Below are 22,932 nucleotides of genomic sequence, written 5' to 3' on the forward strand. Positions count from 1 at the left end.
CATGACCGACTATCCCTTCGACAGCGTGCTCGTGGCCAATCGCGGCGAGATCGCGGCGCGCATCCTGCGCACCGTGAAGGCAAAAGGGCTGCGCGCGCTGCTCGTCGCGCACCCGGTCGACGGCCGGACCCCGGCCATGGCGCTCGCCGACGAGACGATCCTGCTCGAGGGCGATACGCCGGTCGCGGCCTTCCTCGACGGCGCGGCGATTATCGCGGCGGCCAAGGCAATGGGTGCCGGGGCAATCCATCCGGGTTATGGCTTTCTGTCCGAAAACGCCGCCTTTGCGCGCGCGGTCGTGGCCGCAGGTATCGTCTGGATCGGCCCTGCGCCCGAGACGATCGATCTCATGGGCGACAAGATTTCGGCGCGCCGCTTCGTTGCGGAGCGTGGCTTTCCCGTCGCGCCGTCGGTGATCGAGGAAGACGAGCCAGACAATTTTGCGGCGCATGCGCGCGCGGTCGGCGCGCCGCTGCTGATCAAGCCCTCGGCGGGCGGAGGCGGCAAGGGCATGCGCATCGTGCGCGATCTCGATACGCTCGAAGAGGAGATCGCGACCGCCCGGTCGGAGGGCGAGCGCTATTTCGGCGACGGGCGCCTGTTCATCGAGCGCTACGTCGAAAATCCCCGTCATATCGAAGTGCAGGTCCTCGGCGACGGAAAAGGCGGCGCGCTGCATCTTTTCGAGCGCGAATGCTCGCTGCAGCGCCGTTTCCAGAAGATCGTCGAGGAGGCCCCGTCGCCGGCGCTGGACGAAACCGAGCGCCAGCGCATCTGCGAGGCAGCGGCCGGCATCGCCCGCGCCTGCGACTATCGCGGCGCGGGAACGGTCGAGTTCATCTACGGGGGCGGCGGCGAATTCTACTTCCTCGAGATGAACACGCGGCTCCAGGTCGAGCATCCGGTCACCGAGATGATCACCGGCGTCGATCTCGTCGAACAGCAGCTTGCGATCGCCGCCGGTGCCCCGCTGCCCGTCGCGCAAGACGGTCTCATGCGCGCAGGTCATGCCATCGAGGCGCGCATCTATGCCGAGGACCCGGCGGCCGGTTTCACGCCGACCACGGGACCTGTGCTTCGCCTCGTCCCGCCCGCCGGCGCCCGCTTCGATGCCGGCCTGATCGAAGGTGAACGCGTGCATGCCGCTTTCGACCCGATGATCGCAAAACTCATCGTCCATGGTGCGGATCGCGCGGCTGCGCTCGCCGCAATGGATAGCGCGCTCGCGCGTCTCACCCTCCTCGGGGTGACCACCAACATCAATTATCTCCGCCGCCTGCTCGCCGATCCCGATGTCGCGGCTGGGCGGATGCATACCGGGCTCATCGCGGAGAAAGCCGGGCTGGCTGCCGAGCCGCCGCCGAGCGCCGAGACGATCGATGCGTTGGCCGCGCTTGCGGCGCTCGTCATTCCCGACGTCGGCGCCGCGCTCGACGCGGTCCCCGACAGGCACGCGGCAATGGGAAGGTGGCGCAACTGATGCAGGGCTATTTGCGCATCGGCGAGACAATCGCCCCGCTCGCGCTCTCGAAAGGTCCAAGGCTCTCCGACGGCCGGCTCGCATCGCTCGGGGCGGACTGGCTCGACATCGGCGGCCGGCGCTGGCCAATCGCCTATGCGCGCGACGGCGACCGGCTATGGGTCCATCTTGGCGGCCATATCCATGAGCTTGTCTGGGTCGATCCCGTAGCCTTCCACGAGGCGGCCGCGGCAGGCGGCATCAACAATATCGTGGCAGCGCCGATGCCTGGCGTCGTCGTGCGCCTGATCGCTACGGAGGGCCAGGACGTTACCGAGGGCGAACCTCTGCTCGTGATCGAGAGCATGAAACTCGAGACGACGCTGCGCGCGCCGGCGGACGGTATTCTCGCGCTGCATGTCGCGGCCGGGCAGGGCTTCGATCGCGGCGCGCCGCTCGCCACCATCACGCCGAAGGACTGACATATGCGGCGCATCATCAGCAGGATTTCGACGGCCTCGGCCGACTTTGCGGCCAATGCCGCGCATCACCGCGCCATTGCGGCCGAGCTCGCCGAACGGCAGCGCAGCGCGCGCGATGACCGGCCGGAACGCGATCGCGAGCGGCTGGCACGGCAGGGCAAGATGGGGCTGCGCGAGCGGCTTGATGCTCTGCTCGACCCGGGCACGCCCTTCCTCGAGCTTTCCACCCTGGCCGCGGGCCGCGCTTATGGCGGCGAGGTGCCGGGGGCGGGTCAGCTCACCGGGATCGGCATCGTCGGCGGCCGCGAGGTGATGATCCGCGCCGACGACCCTGCTGTGAAGGGCGGTGCCTGGTATCCGCATTCGGTGAAGAAGATCGTCCGCGCGCTCGATATCGCGATCGAGAACCGGCTCCCCGTTGTCCATCTGTGCGACAGTGCGGGCGGATTTCTGCCGCTCCAGGCCGATTTCTTTCCCGATCGCTATCATGCCGGGCGCATTTTCCGGAACCAGTCGATCCTCTCGAAGCTCGCCGTCCCGCAGGTCGCGATCGTGATGGGGCATTGCACCGCGGGCGGCGCCTATATTCCCGCGCTCAGCGATTATTCGGTGATCGTGCGCGGCACCGGCGCGGTGTTTCTGGGCGGGCCGCCGCTCGTCAAGGCCGCGACCGGCGAAGTGGTGAGCGTCGACGAACTCGGCGGCGCCGACATGCACACCAGCGTCTCGGGGGTCGCCGATTATCCCGCGGCATCCGAAGCCCATGCCATTGCGCTGGCGCGCGAGGTCCTCGCCTCGCTCGCGCCGCGCCCGAAGACCCGGATCGACGAAGCGGCCGCCGAGCCCCCGGCCTATGATCCCGAGGAGCTCTACGGCATCCTCCCGCGCGACCCGCGGACCCAGTTCGACATGCGCGAGGTGATCGCGCGGATCGCCGACGGCAGCCGCTTTCATGAATATCAGCCCGCCTTCGGCACGACGCTCGTCTGCGGCTTTGCGCGTATCTGGGGTTACAAGGTCGGCATTCTCGCCAACAATGGCGTGCTCTTCTCGGAGAGCGCGCTCAAGGGAACGCACTTCATCCAGCTTTGCGACAAGGATCGCACGCCGCTGCTATTCCTCCAGAATATCACCGGCTTCATGGTCGGGCGCGACTATGAGCGCGGCGGCATCACCAAGGATGGCGCCAAGATGATCATGGCGGTCTCGGGGGCGAGCGTGCCCAAGTTCACGGTCAACGCCAACGCAAGCTATGGCGCGGGAACCTACGGGATGGCGGGCAGGGCGTTCGACAGCCGCTTCCTCTTCTCCTGGCCGCATGCGCAGGTCGGCGTCATGGGCGCCGAACAGGCCGCGAATGTGCTGACCGAGGTCAAGATGCGCCAGCTCGCGCGCGAGGATCGCACGCTCGGCGAGGCCGAGGCGGCGGCCATCCGCGAGCCCATCCTCGCCGAATATGCCGACAAGGCAAGCGCCTGGCACGCGACCTCCGAATTGTGGGACGACGGGATTCTCGACCCGGTAGCGACGCGCAATGCACTCGGGATCGCGATATCGGCGGCGCTCAACGCTCCGATCGACGATCCGGCGCACTTTGGCGTGTTCCGGATGTAATCAGTCGGACGCTTCGGTGTCGGGCGGCGGCGCGTCGCTGCTCAGCGGCTGAAATGCGACCTTGAAGAACTGGATGCCACGGTCGAGCTGTGTCTGGTCGATATGCTCGAGATGCGTCCCGAGATAGTCGATCGAACGGCGGATGGACTCGTCGAGAAAGGCGCGGCCCTCGGGGGTCAGGCTCACGAGCTTTTCGCGGCCCGACGTCGGGTTCTCGATCTGCTTGACGAGTTCGAGCGGTGGGCGCGTGAGCTCGCGAAGAAGGTTCGAGACACTCGAGTTGCTGATTTCGAACCAGGCCGAAAGGCGCTTTTCGATGATCTTGCGGCGCAGCCATCCGTCCTTGTCGGCGCGCGAATGGATGAGCCAGAGGATCGTGCCCTGCTTTCGCGATATCCGGCCCTGACCCATCACCGTCTCGACGTCGATACCGATCCGGTAGTGCATGGGATAGTAGAAAGAGAGGAGATCTCCGAGGCTTGTGCGCCACTTTTCGTCGCCAGCCGCGCCTTCGGCCGAAACCTTTGTCACCGTGTCAGCCTTGCCCATACCCGTCCTCTCCCGGCGTGACTGTGCCATAGATACCAAAAACTCAACAGTGCAATTATTTGATTGTTCAATTCTTGCATTATTTCGCGGGTGCAGTTATCAGGGCGTCGAAGTCGACCTGCGAGGGGCGGCGCGGCGAGGTCGGCCAACGACGCCGGCGTGAAGGGAGAGACGATGCAAAGAGCGATGCGGGGCGCGGGTGCGTCTATATTGGTGATGGCGCTGTTGGGGGCGGTCCCGGCAATGGCGCAAGCGAGCGAAGGCGAGGAGACGGCACAGGAAAGTGTCGGGTTCGACGAAATTCTCGTCACCGCCCAGCGCCGCGAGGAACGGCTGCAGGATATCCCGGTCGCGATCAGCGCCTTCGGTTCCGAGCAGCTCGAGCGCCAGGGCATCACCGACATTTCGACCGTCGCGCCGCGCGTCCCGAGCTTCTACTTCGGCAGCTTCGGCGCAACGCGTCCGCAGCTCTATATTCGCGGCATCGGCACGCGCTCGTTCGATCCGGGCTCCGAAAGCTCGGTCGGGGTGTTCGTCGACGACGTCTATCTCGGTCGCGCAAGCGGTTCCTTTGCGTCGCTGCGCGACGTAGAGCGGATCGAGGTGCTGCGCGGTCCCCAGGGCACGCTGTACGGACGCAACACGATTGGCGGTGCGATCAATGTCATCACCAAGTCGCCGACGTCCAGTTTCGAGGGGCAGGTCGAAGCAGGGGTCAGCAACTACAAGGGCTATAATGTCTTCGGTGCCGTCGGCGGGCCGCTGACGAGCAGCGGCACGGTCCAGTTTCGCGTCGCCGGGTGGCGCGACTATCGCGAAGGCTATCTCACCAATCTGACGACCGGCACGACCTTCCAGGGCATCGACAATACGGGCGGCCGTGCCAAGCTGGCCTTCGAACCCAGCAATGCGGTGCGCATCGAACTGACCGCAGAATATACGACCGATGGGGACGAGGCGGCCTTTGCCGGTTTCAACCGCGGCAGCGGCCCGATCGTCAATCCGGTCACCGGCGTGCGGACCCCGGCCAACCCCGCTGCGATCTTCCTCGGTGCCCCCGGGCGGACGCCCATCGTCAATCCGGGAGGCAACAGCGGCTATGTCTCCGTCGACCCGAGGCTCGACCGCGAAGCTCAGACCTATATTGCGCGCGGCGAGTTCGATCTCGGCTTCGCCTCGCTGACCTCGATCACCGGCTATCGAAAGCTCGCCACCGACGAAGCGCGCGACCTCGAAGGCTCGTCGCGAAGCGTGCTCGACCAGCTCGGCCGCGAGCGTTCGAAGCAGTTCACGCAGGAGTTCCGCCTGGCCTCGAACCCCGACGGTGCGCTGTCGTTCGGCGGCGCGGTCGATTGGGTGATCGGGGGCTTCTACTATCACGACAAGTCGCTGCGCATCGACACCTTCCAGCTCGGCATCGACAGCGCGGTCCGCGCGGCGGCCGGGACGCCGGCCACCGACGTTACGATCGCCGACTTCAAGTCGGACAGTTACGCGGCCTTCGGCCAGGCCACGGTGCATCTCGGCGAGAAGTTCGATGTCACCGTCGGCGCGCGATACACACGCGACGAGAAGCGCGCAGTCCAGTCGGGCACGACGACCGACGCGGCCCCGCTGATCGCGGCGCCTTTCTCGGTCTCCAACAGCGCCGTCTATACCTCGTTCGACCCGCGTCTGGTCCTGACCTACAAGGTCTCGTCCGACGTCAATGTCTATGCAAGCTACTCGACGGGCTTCAAATCGGGTGGCTTCCAATATGTGCCCTTTGCGGCAGCGCAAGCCAATGTCCTGTTCGCGCCCGAGGAGATTACGACCTACGAAATCGGCTTCAAGTCGGAGTTCATGGACCGGCGCGTGCGCTTCAATCTCGCCGCGTTCCATTACGACTACACCGATCTGCAGGTGTCACGCATCGTCGACCTCGGCGGCGGCGCGGCCGCATCGCTGATCGACAATGCCGCGACCTCGAAGGTCAAGGGCATCGATGCGGAACTGGTCCTGCGACCGAGCGACAATTTCGACGTCAGCGTCGCCTATGGCTATCTCGATGCCAAATATGACACCTACACCACGAATGCGCCGGGGACGACGCCGACACCGGCGCAGATCTATTCGGGCACCCGCCTCGTTCGCGCCCCGAAGCATACGCTCAACGTCGGGGCGGAATGGCGCCTGCCATTGGGCGCGGACTCGCAGCTGATGCTGCGCGCCGACTATGCAATGCTCAGCGACTTCTTCCACGAACCCGGGGAGGCCAATCCGATATATGGCGGCGCGTCGAGCCTCGCCGGCGAAGATGGCTACGGCCTGCTCGACCTTCGCGCGAGTGTCGATTTCGGTGCGTTCAAGGTCACCGGGTTCGTGACCAATGTCCTCAACACCGATTATCGGCGTACGGTGTTTGCGCTCGGTTCGACCGCAAGCGACTATCCCGGTCAGCCGAGGATATTCGGTGCCAAGGTCGGCTATTCTTTCTAGGGTCGGTCCTCTCTCCTGCCGCTCGATCAGGCTGAGCCGTTTGGTCACGCGTGTCTCATCGCACCCGCCGCCGCCTGTTCGGCGGCGGGAAATGCGACCGGGCGCCGGTCCTCGGATTTTAGGGCTTGCATCGAGAGGCAAATTCCTCACAGAAATGATTTAGTAAATCAGTTAACATGTGAGGATGATGCGATGGGGCCGCTGGCAGGATGCCGTGTTGTCGAGATGGCGGGCATCGGTCCCGCGCCCTTCTGCGGGATGCTTCTGGCCGATCTCGGCGCCGAGGTGATCCGGATCGATCGCACGGGCAAATCGGGGCTCGGGGTCGATTTCCCGACCCGCTACGATCTCCTCGGCCGTTCGAAACGATCGATTGCGATCGATCTTCAGAATCCGTCGGGCCTTGGTGTGGCCCGCGCGCTCATCGGCCGCGCCGACATGCTCATCGAGGGCTTCCGCCCCGGGGTTATGGAACGGCTCGGGCTCGGCCCCGAAAGCTTCGAAACCGAAAATCCGGCGCTCGTCTATGGCCGGATGACCGGCTGGGGGCAGGAGGGTCCGCTCGCGCCGAGCGCCGGGCACGATATCAACTATATCGCGATCACCGGCGCGCTCGATGCGATCGGGCGCGAGGGCGCGCCGCCCACGATCCCGCTAAACCTCGTTGGGGATTTCGGTGGCGGGTCGCTCTATCTCGTTATGGGGCTGCTCGCAGCGCTCACCCACGCACGGGCGAGCGGGAAAGGGCAGGTCGTCGACGGCGCGATCGTCGACGGCGTCAACCATCTGCTGACGATGCAATATGCCTTCTCCCAGATGGGGGCCTGGGGCGGCGGGCGCGGCACCAACCTCATCGACGGCGGCGCCCCCTTTTACGACACCTATGAAACCGCCGACGGCCGCCGTGTCGCGATCGGCCCGGTCGAACCGAAATTCTTCGCTATCCTTGTCGATAAGATGGGATTGGCCGGAGCGGACCTCCCTTCGCAGAACGACCGCAAGGCCTGGCCCGAGCTTCGGCTCCGCCTCGCCGACGCCTTCCGTACAAGAACCCAGGCCGAATGGTGCGACCTGCTCGAGGGAAGCGATGCCTGCTTCGCGCCCGTTCTGACGCTCGCCGAAGCGCGCGAGCATCCGCATAACCGCGCGCGCGGCGCGATCGTCGATGTGGACGGTGTCGCGCAGCCCGCGCCCGCGCCACGTTTCCTGGGAACGCCCGCGGGGCCCCCGCGCCCGCCGGTCGCGCCCGGGACCGACACGGACGCGATCCTGCACGACTGGGGCGTCGCCGAAAGCGAACGCGACGCCTGCCGCGCCGGCGGCGCCTTCGGCTGAGCGGCACGATGGCGGGCGTGTCCGGCCTCGACCGGACGGTCACTGAACCAGCGTCACCGTCGAGTGCCTCGGCGTGCCGGACTATCGCCCATTTTACCGGAAAAGCGGCTGGCGGTCTAATGAGGCCAGTTCATTACAAAGCGGTCGACAGGGTCCGGGGCGCGCGTCATAGGTAGGGGATGACGAGTTTACAGCCTGCCAGGGCGCCGCGCGCGCCGCGCCGCGGTCCCGCCAACCGCCTCCCGCCCGAGCGGCGCATCGCCGAAATCATCGCCGCTGCGCGCGCGCTTCTCGCGGAACGCGGCTACGAGAATTGCGTGATCAGCGATATCGCCGAGCGCGCCGGGGTCGTTGAGGGGACCATCTACCGCTATTTCGAGAACAAGCGCGATCTCTTCATCAAGGTCGCTGAAAGCTGGTTCGAGGAACTGCTCGGGCAGCAGGAGGACGTTGCCCATGTCGCCGGGACGCAGGAGCGGCTCCGCCGCACGATCCGCCGCGCGCTCTCGATCATCCGCCACGAGCCCGCGCTGACGCGCTTCGTGCTGATGGAACTAAGGCCCGACCCCGATTACAAGAATCTTCGGCTTTACCGGCTGAACCGCGCCTTCGTGTCGGGGGTGATGCAGGTCCTCAAGGAAGCCCATGCGAAGGGCGAGATCGACAGTGCGCTGTCATTGCCGCTGCTGCGCGACATGATCTTCGGCGCGATCGAGCATCAGACCTGGGCCTTTTTGCGCGAGGAGGGCGATTTCTCGGTCGACGAGACCACCGACGGCATCACCTCCGTGGTGTTCCGCGGCATGCAGCCGATGTTGGCTGGCGGCACCGGCGCCGATGATATGGCGGCGCGCATGGAACGGATGGAAGCGGCGATCGCGCGCATCGAAGCGCGCTAGGCGCCGGCAGTTCCCCAACTGCCGGCGCCGGCGGCGGTCCGTCAGAAGTTGAACCTGATTTCGCCGCCGATCACGCGTCCGCGCCCGAGCGGCGAGAAGGTCGGCAAGGGACGCGGACCCGCCGGTCCGTCGCCGCCGAAGGCCGCGGTGTCGGGCAGGACCGCGTCATTGCCATAGGTCGTTTCGTTGGTGAGGTTCTTGCCATAGACGCTGAAGGTCACCGACCCGTCGTCCAGCGTGTAGCTCAGATTGGCGTCGAGCAGGTCGACCGCCTTGTAGAAGCCGAGATTGTTGTCGGTGTGGAACGCCGGGTCGCGGTGATTGAACGACACCCGCGCCGAGACGACGCCCGAGCTCATCGGAATGTCGAGCGTGGCGCTCGCGCCATAGGTCCAGGGCGACTGGCGCGGCAGCTTCAGCGAGAAGTCGGTCGCGTTGATCACCCCGTCGCCGTTGAGATCGACGAGGAGCGACATGTATTTGCCGTCGGTATAGCCGACCTGTCCCGAGAGCACGAAATTGTCTACGGGCGAAAATTGCACCTCGCCCTCGAACCCGCGCACGCGCGCGGTGCCGACATTCTGGATCAACTGCGCGATGCCGACGCCGACGACGGGGACCTGCACTTCGCGCTGGATATTTTTGATCGTGTTCTGGAAAGCCGCGAGGCTGACGCGGCCGCCCGGAATGCGCTGCTTCACGCCGAACTCATAGGCATCCTGCGATTCCGAGTCGAAGGGTCCCGGAGGCGCTCCGAGCAGCGTGTTGCGGAAGTTGTAGCCGCCGCTGCGGAAGCCCTTGGCGAAATAGCCATAGACCTGCGTCCGGTTGCTCGGCTGCCATTGGAGGCCGATCTTCGGCGACAGATCGTTCCAGCTCTTCTCGCTGAGGAAGTCGGCGACGATCGTGCGGGCCGGGTAATTGGCGCCGCCCGCGCGCACGGTCGCGATCTCGACCTCCTTCTTCTCCCAGGTATAGCGCAGCCCGAGGTTGAGGGTCAGCGTGTCGATAAACTCCCAGTCGACCGCGCCGAAGGCGCCGAAGGTCTGGAAGGTGCCGATGCCGCCGCCTGCGCGGCGGACCGCGCCGCCGGCGAGCGTGCGGTCCTCGAGATAGGTGAGGTCCTGCGTGAAATAATAGACGCCGACCGTCGGCTTCAGGCGCCCGAAGGTGCCCGCGTAGCGCAGTTCGTTGCTGAACTGCTCCTGGTCGGTGAAGGTGCCGATGTTGAACTGCACCGTGTTTACGCCGTCGAGGTCCGACAGCGTGTCGCCCTTGAAGCGGCGCCAGCCGGCGATGTTGGTGATTGTGCCTTCGTCGCCGAAGCCGACATCGACATTGATCTCGCCGGTGAGCGAGTCCCATTTGTTGTGGAAGAAGCCGCGGTCGTTGACGAGGAAGTCGTGCGAATCGCGCGAATAGAGCGCATGGTTCTGCGTTGCCGGCCCATCGCCGTTCGCCTCGCCATGCTCGTAGCGAAGCAGGACTTCGACATTGTCCGAGGGCGTGAAGCGAAGCATCGGGCGGACGATGAACTGCCGGTCCTTACCGAACTCGCTATTGTCGAAGAGGTTGGTGAACCAGCCATTGTCATAGCTGTAATAGGCAGCGATCTTCGCCTGCAGTTTGCCTTCGATGATCGGACCCGAAACCGAGGCATCGGCGACGACGCGCAGGCCCGTCTCGACCGCGATGCGGCCGCGCATGTCGAATTCGTCGGTGGGTTTGCGGCTGCGCACGAGGATCGCGCCGCCGGTCACGTTGCGGCCGAACAGCACGCCCTGCGGGCCGCGCAGCACCTCGACCGCCTCGAGATCGAAATTGTCGAAGACCTGGCCGGCGTTGATGCCCTGGTAGACGCCGTCGACGAACAGGCCGACGGTCGGATCGATCGAGGGGATCGAGCTGTTCACGCCGATGCCGCGGATCGAGAAGTTTGCATAGCCCTTCGACGTGCCATTGTCGTCGAGCGCGACGTTCGGCATGGTGAATCCGAGGCTGCCGATGTCGCGGAAGTTGATCGCCTGCAGCTGCTCTTCGCCATAGGCCGAGATCGCGACGGGGACGGTCTGGAGATTGTCCGAGCGTTTGAGCGCGGTCACGACGATGTCTTCGGACTCGAGAGCGGCCGCGGCGCCGCGTGCCGTCGTCGTCGCCGTTTCGGCCTGGGTCTCGCCGCTGTCGGTGCCGCTCTCCTGAGCGAGCGCCGCCGGCGTCCACAAAGCAGCCGCTGCCGCGGTGCTACAAACCAACCATGCCTTGAAGCCGTGCCGCATTTTCTCTCCCCTAGCTAACCGCTCTGCGGCGGTGAATTGAATTCATTAAGGAGATTGTTGCCGAGCGGAAAAAAAGTCAAGTAGTTTATCTCTTTGCTGAATGGCTTGCTTTCTAGGGGATTCTATGCAAATTTACCCGCCGATTTGCTGTTGAAATTAAACTCATTAACGAGTGAGCGGCGGCAAGATGATGGTCTGCACGACATGATTCGGGAGAGTGAAATGGGTTCGACGGGACGGGAAAGCCGGGGCTGGGTTGCCGGAGCCGGACCAGGCTCGCCCTTCATGCGCGGCCGGATCGAGGGAATCGCCGATGTCGAAGCCATCGAGTCGTTGCCTGCGCGCTCGGTCCTCGCCGGCGAGACCGTTTATGATTGCCTCGCCGCGGCGGCCCGGATCGACCCTGCCAGGACCGCGATCGTCGCGCTTGCGCCCGGTGGCTCGGGCGACGTCGATGCGGCTTTGACCTATGGCGACTATCTTCGCCGCTCGACCGCGGCGGCCAATCTGTTCCACCATCTTGCCGGCGATCGGCGAAGCGTCGTCGCCCTCATGCTTCCCATCGTCCCCGAGGCGCTCGTCGCCGCCTGGGGCGCGACCGCGGCTGGCGTCGTCAACCCGATCAACCCGCACCTCGAGCCCGCGCTCGTCATCTCGATCCTGAAGGCCGTTGGCGCCACCGCGCTCGTGACCACGACCGCGCACGGTCCGAGCGCCGCCGACCATCTCGCCGACATCGTCGCGGCGGTGCCGGGGCTCGATCATGTCTTCCTTGTCGGCGGCGACGATCCCGCGTCCGACTTTTCCGGCGCAATCGAGAGTCGAAACGGCGACGCGCTCGATTTCGAGCCCGAAGGGAAATGGGACTCGGAGGCCATGTATCTGCCCACCGGCGGCACCACCGCCGTTCCCAAGCTCGCGCGCCTCACCCAAGGCGGAATGGCCTTGAGCGGCTGGATCGCGGGCGCGGTGATGGGGGCCGAGGAAGATGAGGTCATCGGGCTTGGCATGCCGCTGTTCCACGTCGGCGGCATGCTCATGCTTGCGCTGCGCGCCGCGGTACTCGGTCAGACGGTGGTCCTGCTCAGTCCCGCGGGCTTTCGCGACCGCGGGGTCGTCGGCAACTTCTGGCCGATCGTCAAGACACACGGGATCACGTCGCTCATCGCGACGCCGACCACGGCGGCCGCGCTTCATGCGAGCCCGGGCGCCGACCATGAAGGCCATCCGATCCGGACGTTCAGTTCGGGCGGCAGCACCATCCCGCTCGAACTTGGGCGCGCCTTTCCCGAACGCTTCGGGATCGAGCTGCGCGAAGTCTGGGGCGCGACCGAGTTTCACGGCTTCCTCGGTTGCATGCCGAACGCCATGCCCCCGCTCATCGGATCGGTTGGTGTGCGCACGCCCTGGCACGGCATCAAGGCGGTCGAAGTCGACGAGCATAATCGCTTCGTGCGTGAAATGGCGCCGGGCGAGCAGGGGGTCATCATCGGCTCGGGTCCTTGTCTCGCGCTCGGTTATGTCGACGCTGCCGCCGACCGGCAATTCTTCGTCGAGGGCGGCCCGGATGGCCGCTCGTGGGGATCCTCGGGCGACCTTGGCCGCGTCGGCGCAGACCAGTTCGTCTGGATCGACGGCCGCGCGAAGGATGTGATCATCCGGGGCGGGCATAACATCGACCCCGCGCTGATCGAGGAGGCACTGGTGCGGCGTCCCGACATTCTCCTCGCCGCCGCGGTCGGGCTCCCCGATCGCGAGAAGGGTGAGCTTCCGCTCGCGTTCGTCGAGGCCGCGCCGGGTGCCGTCGTCGACGAAGCCGAGCTGGTCCAATATTGCCGGACCGCCATCCCCGAGCGCGCCGCATGCCCCGTTGCCGTTGTCCTGCTGCCGGGCCTGCCGCTCACGCCCGTCGGCAAGATCTTCAAGCCGGCACTGCGCGAGCTCGCGATACGCCGCGCGGTCGGTGCGGCGCTCGGCCCGCATTATGACGGCGAGATCGCGGGAATCGAGATCGTCACCGGCAAGGCGCGGCCTGACGTCGTCGTGCGCATCGCGGAGGCCGACGATGGGCTGTGCGCCCGGCTGTCCGCCGCGCTCCAGGGCTTCGCCTTCTCGGCGCGTGTCGAACCCGCTGCGGCGGAGGCGCGGCCGGAAGCCGTCACTTGACTCTGCACCACAGCTTCTGCCGGCTCTGCCTCAACGGCTGCGCGCTGAAGGTCGAAGTCGAGGACGGCGTCGCGGTAAAGGTGGGCGGCGACAAGGATAATCCCGTCTACCGCGGTTTTACCTGCGTAAAGGGGCGCGAACAGGGCAGGCTGCTCGTCGATCCCCGCCGGCTGCGTCACAGTCTTCGCCGCAAGCCCGACGGACGTTTCGAGCCGATCGGTTCGCGCGACGCGATTGGCGAGATCGCCACGCGCCTCGAGACGATCGCCGCGCGCCACGGCAGAGAAGCGATCGCCGGCTATCTCGGTACCTATTTCGCGGCATCGGCCGCGACCATGCCCTTCTTCGGCGGCTTCATGGCCGCGCTCGGGAGCCCCATGGCCTTCAGTCCCGGCACGATCGACAAGCCGGGCAAGAAGATCGCACAGGCGCTGCACGGCGACTGGGATGCGCCCGCGGTCGGGTTCGACGATCCGGAAGTGATTTTCCTGATCGGCTCGAACCCGCTGATCAGCTTCACGGGCTTTCCTTATGGCAATCCCGGCAAATGGCTGAACGAGCGCCTCGACGCGGGCGCGCGCCTGATCGTTCTCGACCCGCGGCGCAGTGATGTCGCCAAACGTGCGCACATCCATCTGCAGGCGAAAGCGGGCGAGGATGTCGCGATCATCGCCGCGATGATCCGGATCGTCATCGCGGAAGCGCTTTACGATCCGGAGTTTATCGCGCGTCACGCGCAGGGGCTGGGCGACCTCACCGAAGCGGTGGCCGCCTTCGACGCCACTTCGGTCGCCGCGCGCGCCGGGATCGACCCCGATGCGCTCGTCGAGGCGGCGCGGATCCTCGGCGGCACGCGGCGCGGCTATATCATGGCAGGCACCGGCCCCAATATGTCGGGGCGCGGCACGCTGATCGAATATCTGCTCCTCAATCTTCACACCCTGTGCGGATATTGGCTGCGCGCGGGCGACCACGTGCGTCATCCAGGCGCGCTCGCCGCGCCGGTTCCCGCCCGCGCGCAGGTGCGGCCGTTCGGTCCGGCCTATGCGTTCGGCCCCGATCTTGGCGTGCGCGCGCTCGGCAATACCGCGGCGGGCATGCCGACCGCTGCCTTGCCCGACCTCATTCTCGGCGTGGGCAAGATGCCGGTCCGCGCGCTCATCAGTTGCGGCGGCAACCCGGTCGGCGCCTGGCCCGACCAGGCAAAGACGCTGCGCGCGATGGACGCGCTCGACCTCCTCGTCCAGATCGATCCCTGGATGTCGGCCACCGCGCGGGTCGCGGACTTCGTCATCGCGCCGCGGATCTGGCTCGAGGTCCCCGGGACCTCGCAGGTACTCGACTGGCTGACACGCAACGGCACCGGCTACGGCCAGTCCGATCCTTATGCCCAATATTCGCCCGCACTGCTCGATCCGCCGCCGGGCTCCGACCTCGTCGAGGAATGGGAATTCTTCTACGAGCTCGCGCGCGCGATGGGGCTCAGCCTCTCGGTGGCGCCGGGACTGGCGGGCATGCCGGCGCGCCCGGTCGACATGGACGCGAAGCCGAGCACCGACGCGGTGCTGGCGCAGCTGTGCGAAGGCTCGCGCGTCGCGCTCGACGAGGTTCGCAAATTTGAGGGCGGCGCCATCTTCCCGGGCGATCCCGTCTTCGTCGGCGAAGGCGAGGGCGAGCAACACCGCTTCGATCTCGCGGCACCCGACATGATCGCCGACCTGAAAGCGGACGCTGCCTCTGGCGCGAAGCAGGCGCGCGGGTTTAGCCTGCTGTGCCGCCGCATGATGCATGTTTACAACAGCAGCTTCGTTGGCGCGCTGCCGCCTTCGGCACGGCCTTATAACCCGGTCTTTCTCCACCCCGGCGACATGTCGGAGCTGGGGATCGAGGAGGGCGAGAGCGTCGATGTCATATCCGATCGTGGCGCCATCGCGGGAATCGCGCATGGCGACGAGGCGTTGCGGCCGGGTACGGTGTCGATGAGCTTCGGCTTTGGTGCGCTGCCCGAGCAGGACGCAGACTATCGCGTTCTCGGTAGCAACACGACGCGTCTCATCTCGAACGACGAGATATGGGACCGCTATTCGGGCCAGCCGCTGATGTCGAACGTGCCGGTCGACGTCGTGCGCCGGACGGGCACCTCGGACGAACCCGGATAAAAAGGCGGGACGCCGGCGTTTCCGCCGACGCCCGCATGGGAGCTTGTCTGTTTAGCCGCGAGGATCAGAAATTGCGGCGGCGAACGTCGATCGTCTCGAGCATTGCCTCGAGGCGGCTCATCAAAATCTCGTCCTTGTAGAAAGAGGCGTCGGCGACATCGCCTTCGAGGACCATCGTCTGGATGCCGCGCGCCTGCGCCATCTTCGCCATCACCATCTGTCCGTTCGAGGCAGAACGGCAGGTTCGCGTGGCGTGGAAGACGACCCCGTCGATGCCATAGGTTTCGCAGTCGCGCAGCAGGAGTTCGCCGAGCGTCTTGGTGCTGTGGTTGAACGGGCAGAGAAGATAATGCTGCGCCATGCCTAGGATGGGATCATCCTCGTCGATCAGGTGCGGCTCGTTCCAGAAGGAGCTGTGCGTATAGCGGCCGCAGATCACCGCCGCATCATGGTCGGCGAACTGGTTGGCGAGCCAGCCGACCTTGTTCCAGTTCATGATGCCGTCGAAGGCGAGGCGATAGCGCTCGCCCGGGAGCGCTGCGACCCCGTCGATCACGCGTTGTTCGATCTCGGCCTTCACCCCGGCGAAATAGTCGACGAGGTCCTGGTTCCCGGGGAGGAAATTGATCGGCGCGATGCTGGCGACCCAGTCCCAGAACACTGCCGGGGTCGGCGTCGCCTTGCACAGCGCGAGCGCGTCGAGCCGGAGCTGCGCCGCCTTCTTGATATAGTGCATGGACTGGCGGAGGGCGTCCCAGTCGAACGGACGCCCGGTATGAAATTCGAGAAATTCGATAAGCTTGTGGATCTGCGCCGCCACATAGCGCGACGCCTCCATCCACTCCTCGCCGCGCAGATAGCCGGCGTCCGCCTTGTTGCCCCAGAGAAGCGGGTAGGAGACCTTGAAGAAGGGCAGCTCCTTGTTGAACAGGCGGTACGAGATCTCGTCCCACTGCTGGCCGGTGCTGCAGCCCGCATAGGCATTCACGAAGAGATCGGGCGGTGGCAGCTTGCTCGCCAGGACCTCCTGGCTCGGAATATCGGGCACGTCGGCGCCATCGCCCGCATTCACATATTTTGCGGCTTCCTTCTGCGTCAGCACCGCGCATCCGAGCGTCGTGCGCGCATAGGAGCAAAGCTCCTGATTATAGCCATATTCCTCGCCCATCCGCTGCGCGGGACCTTCGAGGTGCATCGCGGCAAGGCGCGCGCCAAAAGCCTCGCCGTGGCACCATTCGATCCCGGCCGCCTGGAAGATGGGGTTGAGCGCCGCGCCATTATACCAGACGACTGTCGCACCGCGCTCGCGTGCGGAGAAGAGCCGGTCCCAATAATCTTTCACCATCTTGCCGCCGCTTCGCGTGCTGACGAGACGATTGGCGGGTGCCCCCTTTTGCGGGATCACCAGCTTCGGCTGTGCATTTTCCGTTATCAGCGACATCAGATCATTCCTTCGGGTTCGAGCCGGTCAGGCCAGGACGGGCTGCAATTTTCTGAGGCGTATCGTCTCGAGGAGCGCCTCGACCCGGGTCCGCAGCATCTCGAGCGCCAGACCCTCATGCTCGGTCTCGATGAGCAGGTGCGGGATTTCGCTGCGCATCAGCTCTTTGCGCAGCTCGGGATAGTAGAGCATGTGCGGCTCGCAGAATTTGGCGAGCAGGATGAGCACGCCTTCGGCGCCGCTCGCATGGACCGACCGGGTCAGATAATCCTCCCAGTCGACGGTCATTTGCGAGCGCGTCGAGCAGGGGACATGCGTGTTGCGATCGAAATACCAGCGCGTGAGCGCTGCGACCGGGTCGCTATCGGCCGGAACGTCGGTCGCGATGAAGCGAAAGCCGGTGAAGAGGTCGTCGTCGACGATGACCGTGCCGCAATCCTCGATCATGTCGAGAAGCTCGGGTCGCGGCGCATGGCAGAAATGGCCCGAGAGATGCAATTTCACGAGATTGGCCGGTGCCGGCAGGCCGGTCTCGAGCAAGGGCAGGAGCGCATCGAGACGAGTGTTATGCGCCCCGACCTCCATGATCATGCTCGATTTCACCAATATCTGCATCTGGCGGCCGGTGAGCGCGATCTTGCCCGAGCGGCGGAGCGCATAAATCTGCCGCAGCATGTCGCGGTTGCGATTATAGGCCGCAATGCTGGCTGCGATGTCATCGTCCGAGAGGGTGGCATCGCAAAATTCCGCGAGAGCGCCGCGCAAGTCCTCGACCCGCTTCCGGATCTCGGCGGGCGTCCACGCCTCGTCCATCGAGGCCGTATATTGCGCGAGGAAGACCGGTTTGTCGGGTATCTCGAAGCGCAGCGCGTCGGCTGCGCCGAGCAGCGCGACGCAATGATCGACGAGATAGAAGGCGTCGTAGACGTCGAACTTCCGGGTTGCCGCCTGGTCGACGATGCTGCGCGTGTAGCCGCAGTAGAATTCATAGAGCAGGCTGCGCCCGAGCGTGATCGGCGCCTCGTCTTCCTGGACGACGAGCGGAAGCGCGCCCGCGGCGTGGACGAGCTCGGACGGGAAGTTCATCGGGAAGACCCCGATCACCTTCCGCCCGGTTTCCCGTTTCCACGCGGCGGCATAGCCATGCGGGTCGCTGGCAACTCCGGCGAGTTCGCCGAGGATGAGATTGATTTTGTCTGCGCCGTTCATTTTCTTCTCCGGGCGACGGAGTTGCAGTCCCGTTCGCCATGGTCCGACGTCGGACCCGATTGATAAGGAGGCATCATGCCGCCGATATGCCTCCGTTGATGCTGATCGCCTGACCCGTGAGCCGCGCCGACTGGGGCCCGCCGAGGAAGACGACCATATCGGCAAGGTCCTCGGGGACGGCGACACCGAGATGCGCCATCGCGGCCGCCTTCTCGAACAGCTTCGCGCTAAATCCGCCGCCGGTGACGAGATCGGCCGTCGGGGTTCCTGCGATGAGCGAAGGCGTGAGGACGTTCACGCGAATTCCGTCGCGCTTCGCTTCCATCGCGAGCGTGCGGGAGAACATGACGATCGCGGCCATGCCGGCGCCGGCGATCGTTTCGCCGGGCGTCGCCGTCTTCGCCGCGTCCGACGCCATGTTGATGATCGAGCCGCTCTTCTGCTCGCGCATCCATGGGAGCACCACGCGCGTCAGGTAGATGGGGGGAAGCACGAGACGATCGAAAATGCCCGATATGTCCTCGATCGGCGTCCGCATCAGAAGGTCGGGCGCATAATTGCTCGCGGTGGAATTGAGGAGAATGTCGATCGAACCGAGCTTCGCTCGCGCCTCTTCGGCAGCGCGCGTTATGTCGGCGATGTCGCACGCATCGGCGCTGACGAAGTCTACGCTGGCATTCGGCACGGCCGCCAGAACAGCGGCTGCGGCTTTTATCCCGCGCTCCGCATCGCGGCCGAGCAGAACGATGCCGCGCACGCCTTCGCGCGCGAAGCCGATGGCCGAGGCGAGTCCCACGCCCGACGTGCCGCCGGCTATCAACACGCCGCATTCACTATAGGGTTTGGCGCCCGCTCTGTCGTTCATTGCTGCTTCCGTCCTCTCGCGACTCATTGTTGAGTAAAACTCATTAGGCGTCAATGGGGGATTTGTCCTTTGTTGTCATGCCGGGGATTCTTCTGAGGGATGCTGCAGGAAAAACCGGGAAAAGCTTGCGATTCATTTTTGGGACGGTGGCTTGGAAGCGATGGGAGGGTGGCGTTGAACCTCCGTGATGGCGCGGACTTCGTTGGGCAGGGCCTCATCAACAGTTGATAGTTGATGAGTTACATTTATTAATGCTATATGCTCGACACAGGTCATGCTCAACCGCGGCCCGGCTCGAGCGCGCGCTAAAGCGCTGAGGGCCGCCGGCTGCTGACCGCTGAACCGGCTCGTCGAATGGAGAGGTAAGAGATGAACGCCTTTGTGATGGGGATCGATTTCGGATCGACAACCGCCAAGACGGTTATCCTCGACGTGGAAGGGAAGATCGTTGCTTCCAACGTTGCCCATATGGGGGCGGTGAGCGGCCAGGGAGTGGCCGCGTCGGTTGCCGACGCCTTGACCGAGGTAGGGCTCAGGCAGGTCGATATGGTCCGCACCGTGAGCACCGGTTACGGCCGACGCATGCTCGATATCGCCGAGAAAAATTATACCGAGATCACCTGCCATGCGCGCGGCGCGGTGGCCATGGTGCCCGAAGCCCGGCTCGTCATCGATATCGGCGGACAGGACAGCAAGGTCATCGCGGTCGACGCAAACGGCCTCGTGGTCCAGTTCGCGATGAACGATCGGTGCGCGGCCGGCACGGGCAAATTTCTGGAGGTGCTGGCGCGCGCGATGGAAATCGAGCTCGACCGCATGGGCGGCCTCGCACTCGAAGCCGAGCAGGAGCTCAAGATTTCGAGCATGTGCGCAACCTTCGCCGAGACCGAGGTCATCTCGCTGCTAGCGGAGGGACATGGAAAGCCCGACGTGCTTGCCGCGGTTCATGCCGCGATCGCCAACCGGACGCTGGGGCTCGTGAGCAGGGTCGGAAAGGTCGGTCCTGTCGCGATGACGGGCGGGGTGGCAAGGAATCCGGCGGCGGTCCACCATATCCAAAAAGTCCTCGGCATGCCGCTCCTGCTGCCTGAGCAGCCACAGATCGCGGGCGCGCTGGGCGCGGCGCTGCTGGCACTCGACGACTATAAGGCTTCGCTTGGCAAATTGGCCGCGCCCGAGGAGGATGACGACCTCGAGAGCCGGATCGGAATTCCGGGGAGTTGCGCTCCTGCGTGCAAAGGAGATCCGGTCGCTGCGGTCGCCGGCGCTCACCCTTCGCGTTAGTTCCAATTGAGCCGTTCATCCCTCTACAGTCGCCCGCCGCGCAAATTTTGATGGCACGCGCCATTCCATTCTTGCGGCAACGCGCCCCCAGCGCTTCGCTGGCGCGCCAGCCGAGGATTTTCCGATCGTCGGACGTCGGCCCGCCGCGGAGCTGTCGATGAGCGCGCTCTAGATCGGAGGAAACTCCTGTACGCCCGGGTAGCGGGCATAGCCTTCGCCCACGCCATATTCCATGATGCCCCAGCCGATATTGTCACCGTCGCGAACCTCGATGACATGGTCAGACAAGGTGCGCAACGCAGCGCGATCGGCGGCATTGTCCAGTTTCCAGCGGCCATGATCTGCAAACAGCTTGCCTTTGTCGTCGCCGTGGAACCAGCCACCGAGCCCGCCATAGAGACCACCCTTGAGAAAATAGCGTGCGGGCAGGGCGCGCACGTCGAGCTTCCGCCGGCTTCCGTCGCTGAAGATCGGCTCGAGCAGCGCGGACCGGACCGTTTGACCCATCCTGTCATCGGCCCAGTCGATGTCGTGGGTCATCGCGACCAGTCGCCGCGTACCGCCCGGCCGTTCTTCGACAGGCCTAACTTCTTCGCCCGTAATGTAGATGATGTCGCCCGGCGCGCGTTCCTTGAGGAAAAGCTGCAGGCCGTAATCGGCGAACTGAACCGTGATCCAGAGAAACAGAAAGGAGGGATAGAAGGTCATCGGTGGATGCGCCGGATCGGTGCGCATTTCGGCCCGGATACCCCAGCTATGGTCGCGCTGTCCCCACCAAGTTTCGGGCGTCACGTCCCATCGTTCGCCATCGAGTGCGATCCAGCCGCGATACCGCCCGAGTTGCTGGACGCGCGCCATGTCTTCGGTGACCCGTCCCTTGCGGCGGCGGAAATGGGCCTCTTCCTCATGGGCATTCATGCTCGCGTGGAAATCGAGATCGAAGGTCAAGCCGGACTCGTTTTCCCCGAGCGAAAGGTGGTGATGGCGCAGCCCTTCGACAACCTCGATCGCCAGAGGACCAAGCGCCGTATCGAGCGGATTGGGCCGTGAGTGGCGGCTGACGCGAAAATCGATCTGCTCGCCGCCGCGCGTGATCCCGGCAAAGGCGTCCATCACATTGCGGTTCGGATGATAGCCGAGCCCGATGTCGAAAATGACATCGCCGCCCGGAACCGGATGGCCGGTGTACCACAGCCGCTCCATCCACGCCGGATCGCTCGACTGGACATGATCGAAAGTCGTCGTCGTCTGGTGGCCGATCAGATCGTCCTGTGGGGTCAGCATTATGGTTCGTCCTTATCGGGTTCGCGGCCCAGCGAAATTTCGGCAAACATCGGGCGCGCGCTGGTCGCGAGCTCATATCGGATCTGGCGGGTCAGATAGGCGTCGAGGGCGTCCTGTATCGCTACCGGAGGCGCCGACTGGACCGCGAGCCAGTCAATGAGAGCGGCCACCTCCCGGTCGCCAAGGTCGCGCGATGGAACGTCGGCCGCTAGCGGTATCGACAGCGACGGCATACCGGCAGGCCGGTTCGGCACGGCAGCGATCGCCTCGTGGAGCTCGCGGAGCGCCGCTACCTGCTCGCCTAGAAAGGCTGGCGACCAGTCGCCGCGCAGCTTCAGGCTTTCGAGCATGAAGATCACCCCATATGCCTGACCCCGCGCGAACTCCCCGTCCATTACGGGGATCAGGTCGCGGCGCAGCACGTCGACCATGCCCTCGATCAGGCGGGCAAAGCTGTTGTTCATGCCGCCACCAGCAATTTCTCGATCTGGCGCAAGGTGGGCGCGATCTGGGTAGCCATTGCCGGCATGCGCATATCGCGAAACCCGTTGCGCTCGAACGCATAGGCCGCCGCGATATGCGTGACAGCAAGCTTGAGCAACGAGAACAGCGTGTAATAATGAACGTTGGCTGGATCGACTGCTACGCCGGTCCTTACCGCATGGCGATTATAAAGCTCCTCGCGCGATACCAGCTTGGACATTAGCGGCGTACCGCCGCGATATTGCGGGAGGCAGGTCCAGGCAATGTCCTCGTGCGGATCGCCAAGATGTACGAGCTCCCAGTCAAGGATCGCGGTAATCCGCCCGTCGACCTCGAGGAAGTTGCCGAGACGATAGTCGCCGTGGATGATGCTGAGCCGCGGGGCGACGGGCGGGTTAGCCCGCAGCCAGCCGATGAGCTTGTGGAGCATCGGATGCGGCCGTAGGGCCCAGCGGCGGTATCCGGCCTCCCAACGTTCGACCTCGCGCAGTGCCACATTTTCCTTGGTGAGGCCGTCGCCGAAGCGGGCGAGCGGGCTGCCCCGCCAGTCGATGGCATGGAGCGCCCCGAGCGCGTCGGCGAACTGTGCACCGATTGTAGCCCGCGCCGAGTCCGACAAGCCATCGTCGTGTCCCCATGGGATCGGCGTAGATCCCTTTGCCTTGTCGACGATAAGAAAGGGACCGCCCAGAATGGTGTCGTCGTCCGACCAGTAATGCGGACGCGGCGCCGCGACCGATGATCCCTGAACGGCCGCGAGCGCAGCAAATTCGGGCTCAGCGCTATAGGGAGCGTAAAGGCCGTTTCCGGGGCCGATGCGCAGGATGAGGTCCTGGGAGCCGCTTTCGGATTTCAGTGTGAAGGCATAGGTGATCCATGAAAATCCCGAAGGGAATTGCATCATGCCGCCAACGCGCGGAGCGACGACGCCATGCTGCGCGAACCAGGG

At 65.0% G+C, this 22,932-nt stretch carries 17 protein-coding genes; 9 read left to right on the plus strand and 8 right to left on the minus strand.

The window, feature by feature from the left end:
- Position 1: 1 nt before the first annotated feature.
- Genes ACTIFP_RS16410 through ACTIFP_RS16420 form a run of 3 tightly spaced genes read left to right on the plus strand, consistent with a single transcriptional unit; the run spans position 2 to position 3,555 of the window.
- Positions 2-1,480, plus strand: a complete 1,479-nt coding sequence (locus ACTIFP_RS16410) for an acetyl-CoA carboxylase biotin carboxylase subunit (RefSeq protein ID WP_439569766.1) — start codon at positions 2-4, stop codon at positions 1,478-1,480.
- The gene (locus tag ACTIFP_RS16415; RefSeq protein ID WP_439569767.1) at positions 1,480-1,941 is read left to right on the plus strand and encodes an acetyl-CoA carboxylase biotin carboxyl carrier protein subunit; all 462 of its coding nucleotides are present in this window, start codon (positions 1,480-1,482) and stop codon (positions 1,939-1,941) included. The genes ACTIFP_RS16410 and ACTIFP_RS16415 overlap by 1 nt, the downstream gene beginning before the upstream one ends.
- 3 nt (positions 1,942-1,944) lie before the next feature.
- Positions 1,945-3,555, plus strand: a complete 1,611-nt coding sequence (locus ACTIFP_RS16420) for an acyl-CoA carboxylase subunit beta (RefSeq protein WP_439569768.1) — start codon at positions 1,945-1,947, stop codon at positions 3,553-3,555.
- Here the strand turns inward: ACTIFP_RS16420 and ACTIFP_RS16425 are convergent, their stop codons facing one another.
- A complete protein-coding gene (locus ACTIFP_RS16425) occupies positions 3,556-4,086 on the minus strand; it encodes a winged helix DNA-binding protein (protein ID WP_439569769.1) in 531 nt (176 codons plus the stop codon).
- Between the two features lie 192 nt (positions 4,087-4,278).
- Between ACTIFP_RS16425 and ACTIFP_RS16430 the strand changes: the two genes are divergently transcribed.
- The 3 genes from ACTIFP_RS16430 to ACTIFP_RS16440 all read left to right on the plus strand — a co-directional run bounded on the left by ACTIFP_RS16430 (position 4,279) and on the right by ACTIFP_RS16440 (position 8,816).
- Entirely contained in the window at positions 4,279-6,582 is a 2,304-nt protein-coding gene (locus tag ACTIFP_RS16430; protein ID WP_439569770.1) for a TonB-dependent receptor, read from the plus strand.
- 192 nt (positions 6,583-6,774) lie between these two features.
- Positions 6,775-7,917, plus strand: coding sequence for a CaiB/BaiF CoA transferase family protein (locus ACTIFP_RS16435; protein WP_439569771.1), 1,143 nt, complete (start codon positions 6,775-6,777; stop codon positions 7,915-7,917).
- Positions 7,918-8,096: 179 nt separating this feature from the next.
- Positions 8,097-8,816: a TetR/AcrR family transcriptional regulator gene (locus ACTIFP_RS16440; RefSeq protein WP_439569772.1), complete on the plus strand. Its 720-nt coding sequence runs from the start codon at positions 8,097-8,099 to the stop codon at positions 8,814-8,816.
- A 41-nt stretch (positions 8,817-8,857) separates the two neighbouring features.
- Here the strand turns inward: ACTIFP_RS16440 and ACTIFP_RS16445 are convergent, their stop codons facing one another.
- Positions 8,858-11,092: a TonB-dependent receptor gene (locus ACTIFP_RS16445; RefSeq protein WP_439569773.1), complete on the minus strand. Its 2,235-nt coding sequence runs from the start codon at positions 11,090-11,092 to the stop codon at positions 8,858-8,860.
- Positions 11,093-11,377: 285 nt separating this feature from the next.
- On the opposite strand from ACTIFP_RS16445, the gene ACTIFP_RS16450 reads away from it, so the two are divergent.
- Together ACTIFP_RS16450 and ACTIFP_RS16455 are read left to right on the plus strand one after the other, a co-directional pair.
- On the plus strand, positions 11,378-13,258 hold the full coding sequence (locus ACTIFP_RS16450) for an AMP-binding protein (protein ID WP_439569774.1): 1,881 nt from the start codon (positions 11,378-11,380) through the stop codon (positions 13,256-13,258).
- Positions 13,255-15,417 carry a molybdopterin-containing oxidoreductase family protein gene (locus ACTIFP_RS16455; protein ID WP_439569775.1) on the plus strand — a complete coding sequence of 721 codons (2,163 nt, stop codon included), beginning with the start codon at positions 13,255-13,257 and terminating at the stop codon, positions 15,415-15,417. The genes ACTIFP_RS16450 and ACTIFP_RS16455 overlap by 4 nt, the downstream gene beginning before the upstream one ends.
- A 64-nt stretch (positions 15,418-15,481) precedes the next feature.
- Here ACTIFP_RS16455 and ACTIFP_RS16460 read toward each other — a convergent pair whose 3' ends face one another.
- The 3 genes from ACTIFP_RS16460 to ACTIFP_RS16470 form a co-directional block, all read right to left on the minus strand.
- Positions 15,482-16,858, minus strand: a complete 1,377-nt coding sequence (locus tag ACTIFP_RS16460) for a 2-hydroxyacyl-CoA dehydratase subunit D (RefSeq protein ID WP_439569776.1) — start codon at positions 16,856-16,858, stop codon at positions 15,482-15,484.
- Positions 16,859-16,885: 27 nt separating this feature from the next.
- A complete protein-coding gene (locus ACTIFP_RS16465; protein WP_439569777.1) occupies positions 16,886-18,067 on the minus strand; it encodes a 2-hydroxyacyl-CoA dehydratase subunit D in 1,182 nt (393 codons plus the stop codon).
- Between the two features lie 73 nt (positions 18,068-18,140).
- Positions 18,141-18,932 carry an SDR family NAD(P)-dependent oxidoreductase gene (locus ACTIFP_RS16470; protein ID WP_439569778.1) on the minus strand — a complete coding sequence of 264 codons (792 nt, stop codon included), beginning with the start codon at positions 18,930-18,932 and terminating at the stop codon, positions 18,141-18,143.
- 369 nt (positions 18,933-19,301) lie between these two features.
- Between ACTIFP_RS16470 and ACTIFP_RS16475 the strand changes: the two genes are divergently transcribed.
- The gene (locus ACTIFP_RS16475; protein ID WP_439569779.1) at positions 19,302-20,216 is read left to right on the plus strand and encodes an acyl-CoA dehydratase activase; all 915 of its coding nucleotides are present in this window, start codon (positions 19,302-19,304) and stop codon (positions 20,214-20,216) included.
- 168 nt (positions 20,217-20,384) lie between these two features.
- On the opposite strand, the gene ACTIFP_RS16480 is transcribed toward ACTIFP_RS16475, so the two are convergent.
- Genes ACTIFP_RS16480 through ACTIFP_RS16490 form a run of 3 tightly spaced genes read right to left on the minus strand, consistent with a single transcriptional unit; the run spans position 20,385 to position 22,884 of the window.
- Complete coding sequence (locus ACTIFP_RS16480) at positions 20,385-21,500, minus strand: hypothetical protein (protein ID WP_439569780.1); 1,116 nt, start codon at positions 21,498-21,500, stop codon at positions 20,385-20,387.
- A complete protein-coding gene (locus ACTIFP_RS16485; RefSeq protein WP_439569781.1) occupies positions 21,500-21,964 on the minus strand; it encodes a hypothetical protein in 465 nt (154 codons plus the stop codon). Before ACTIFP_RS16485 ends, ACTIFP_RS16480 begins: the two co-directional genes overlap by 1 nt.
- Positions 21,961-22,884: a phosphotransferase family protein gene (locus ACTIFP_RS16490; protein ID WP_439569782.1), complete on the minus strand. Its 924-nt coding sequence runs from the start codon at positions 22,882-22,884 to the stop codon at positions 21,961-21,963. The genes ACTIFP_RS16485 and ACTIFP_RS16490 overlap by 4 nt, the downstream gene beginning before the upstream one ends.
- Positions 22,885-22,932 lie beyond the last annotated feature (48 nt).

Origin of the sequence: Sphingopyxis sp. (assembly GCF_051861155.1) — a bacterium.
Lineage (GTDB): Bacteria > Pseudomonadota > Alphaproteobacteria > Sphingomonadales > Sphingomonadaceae > Sphingopyxis.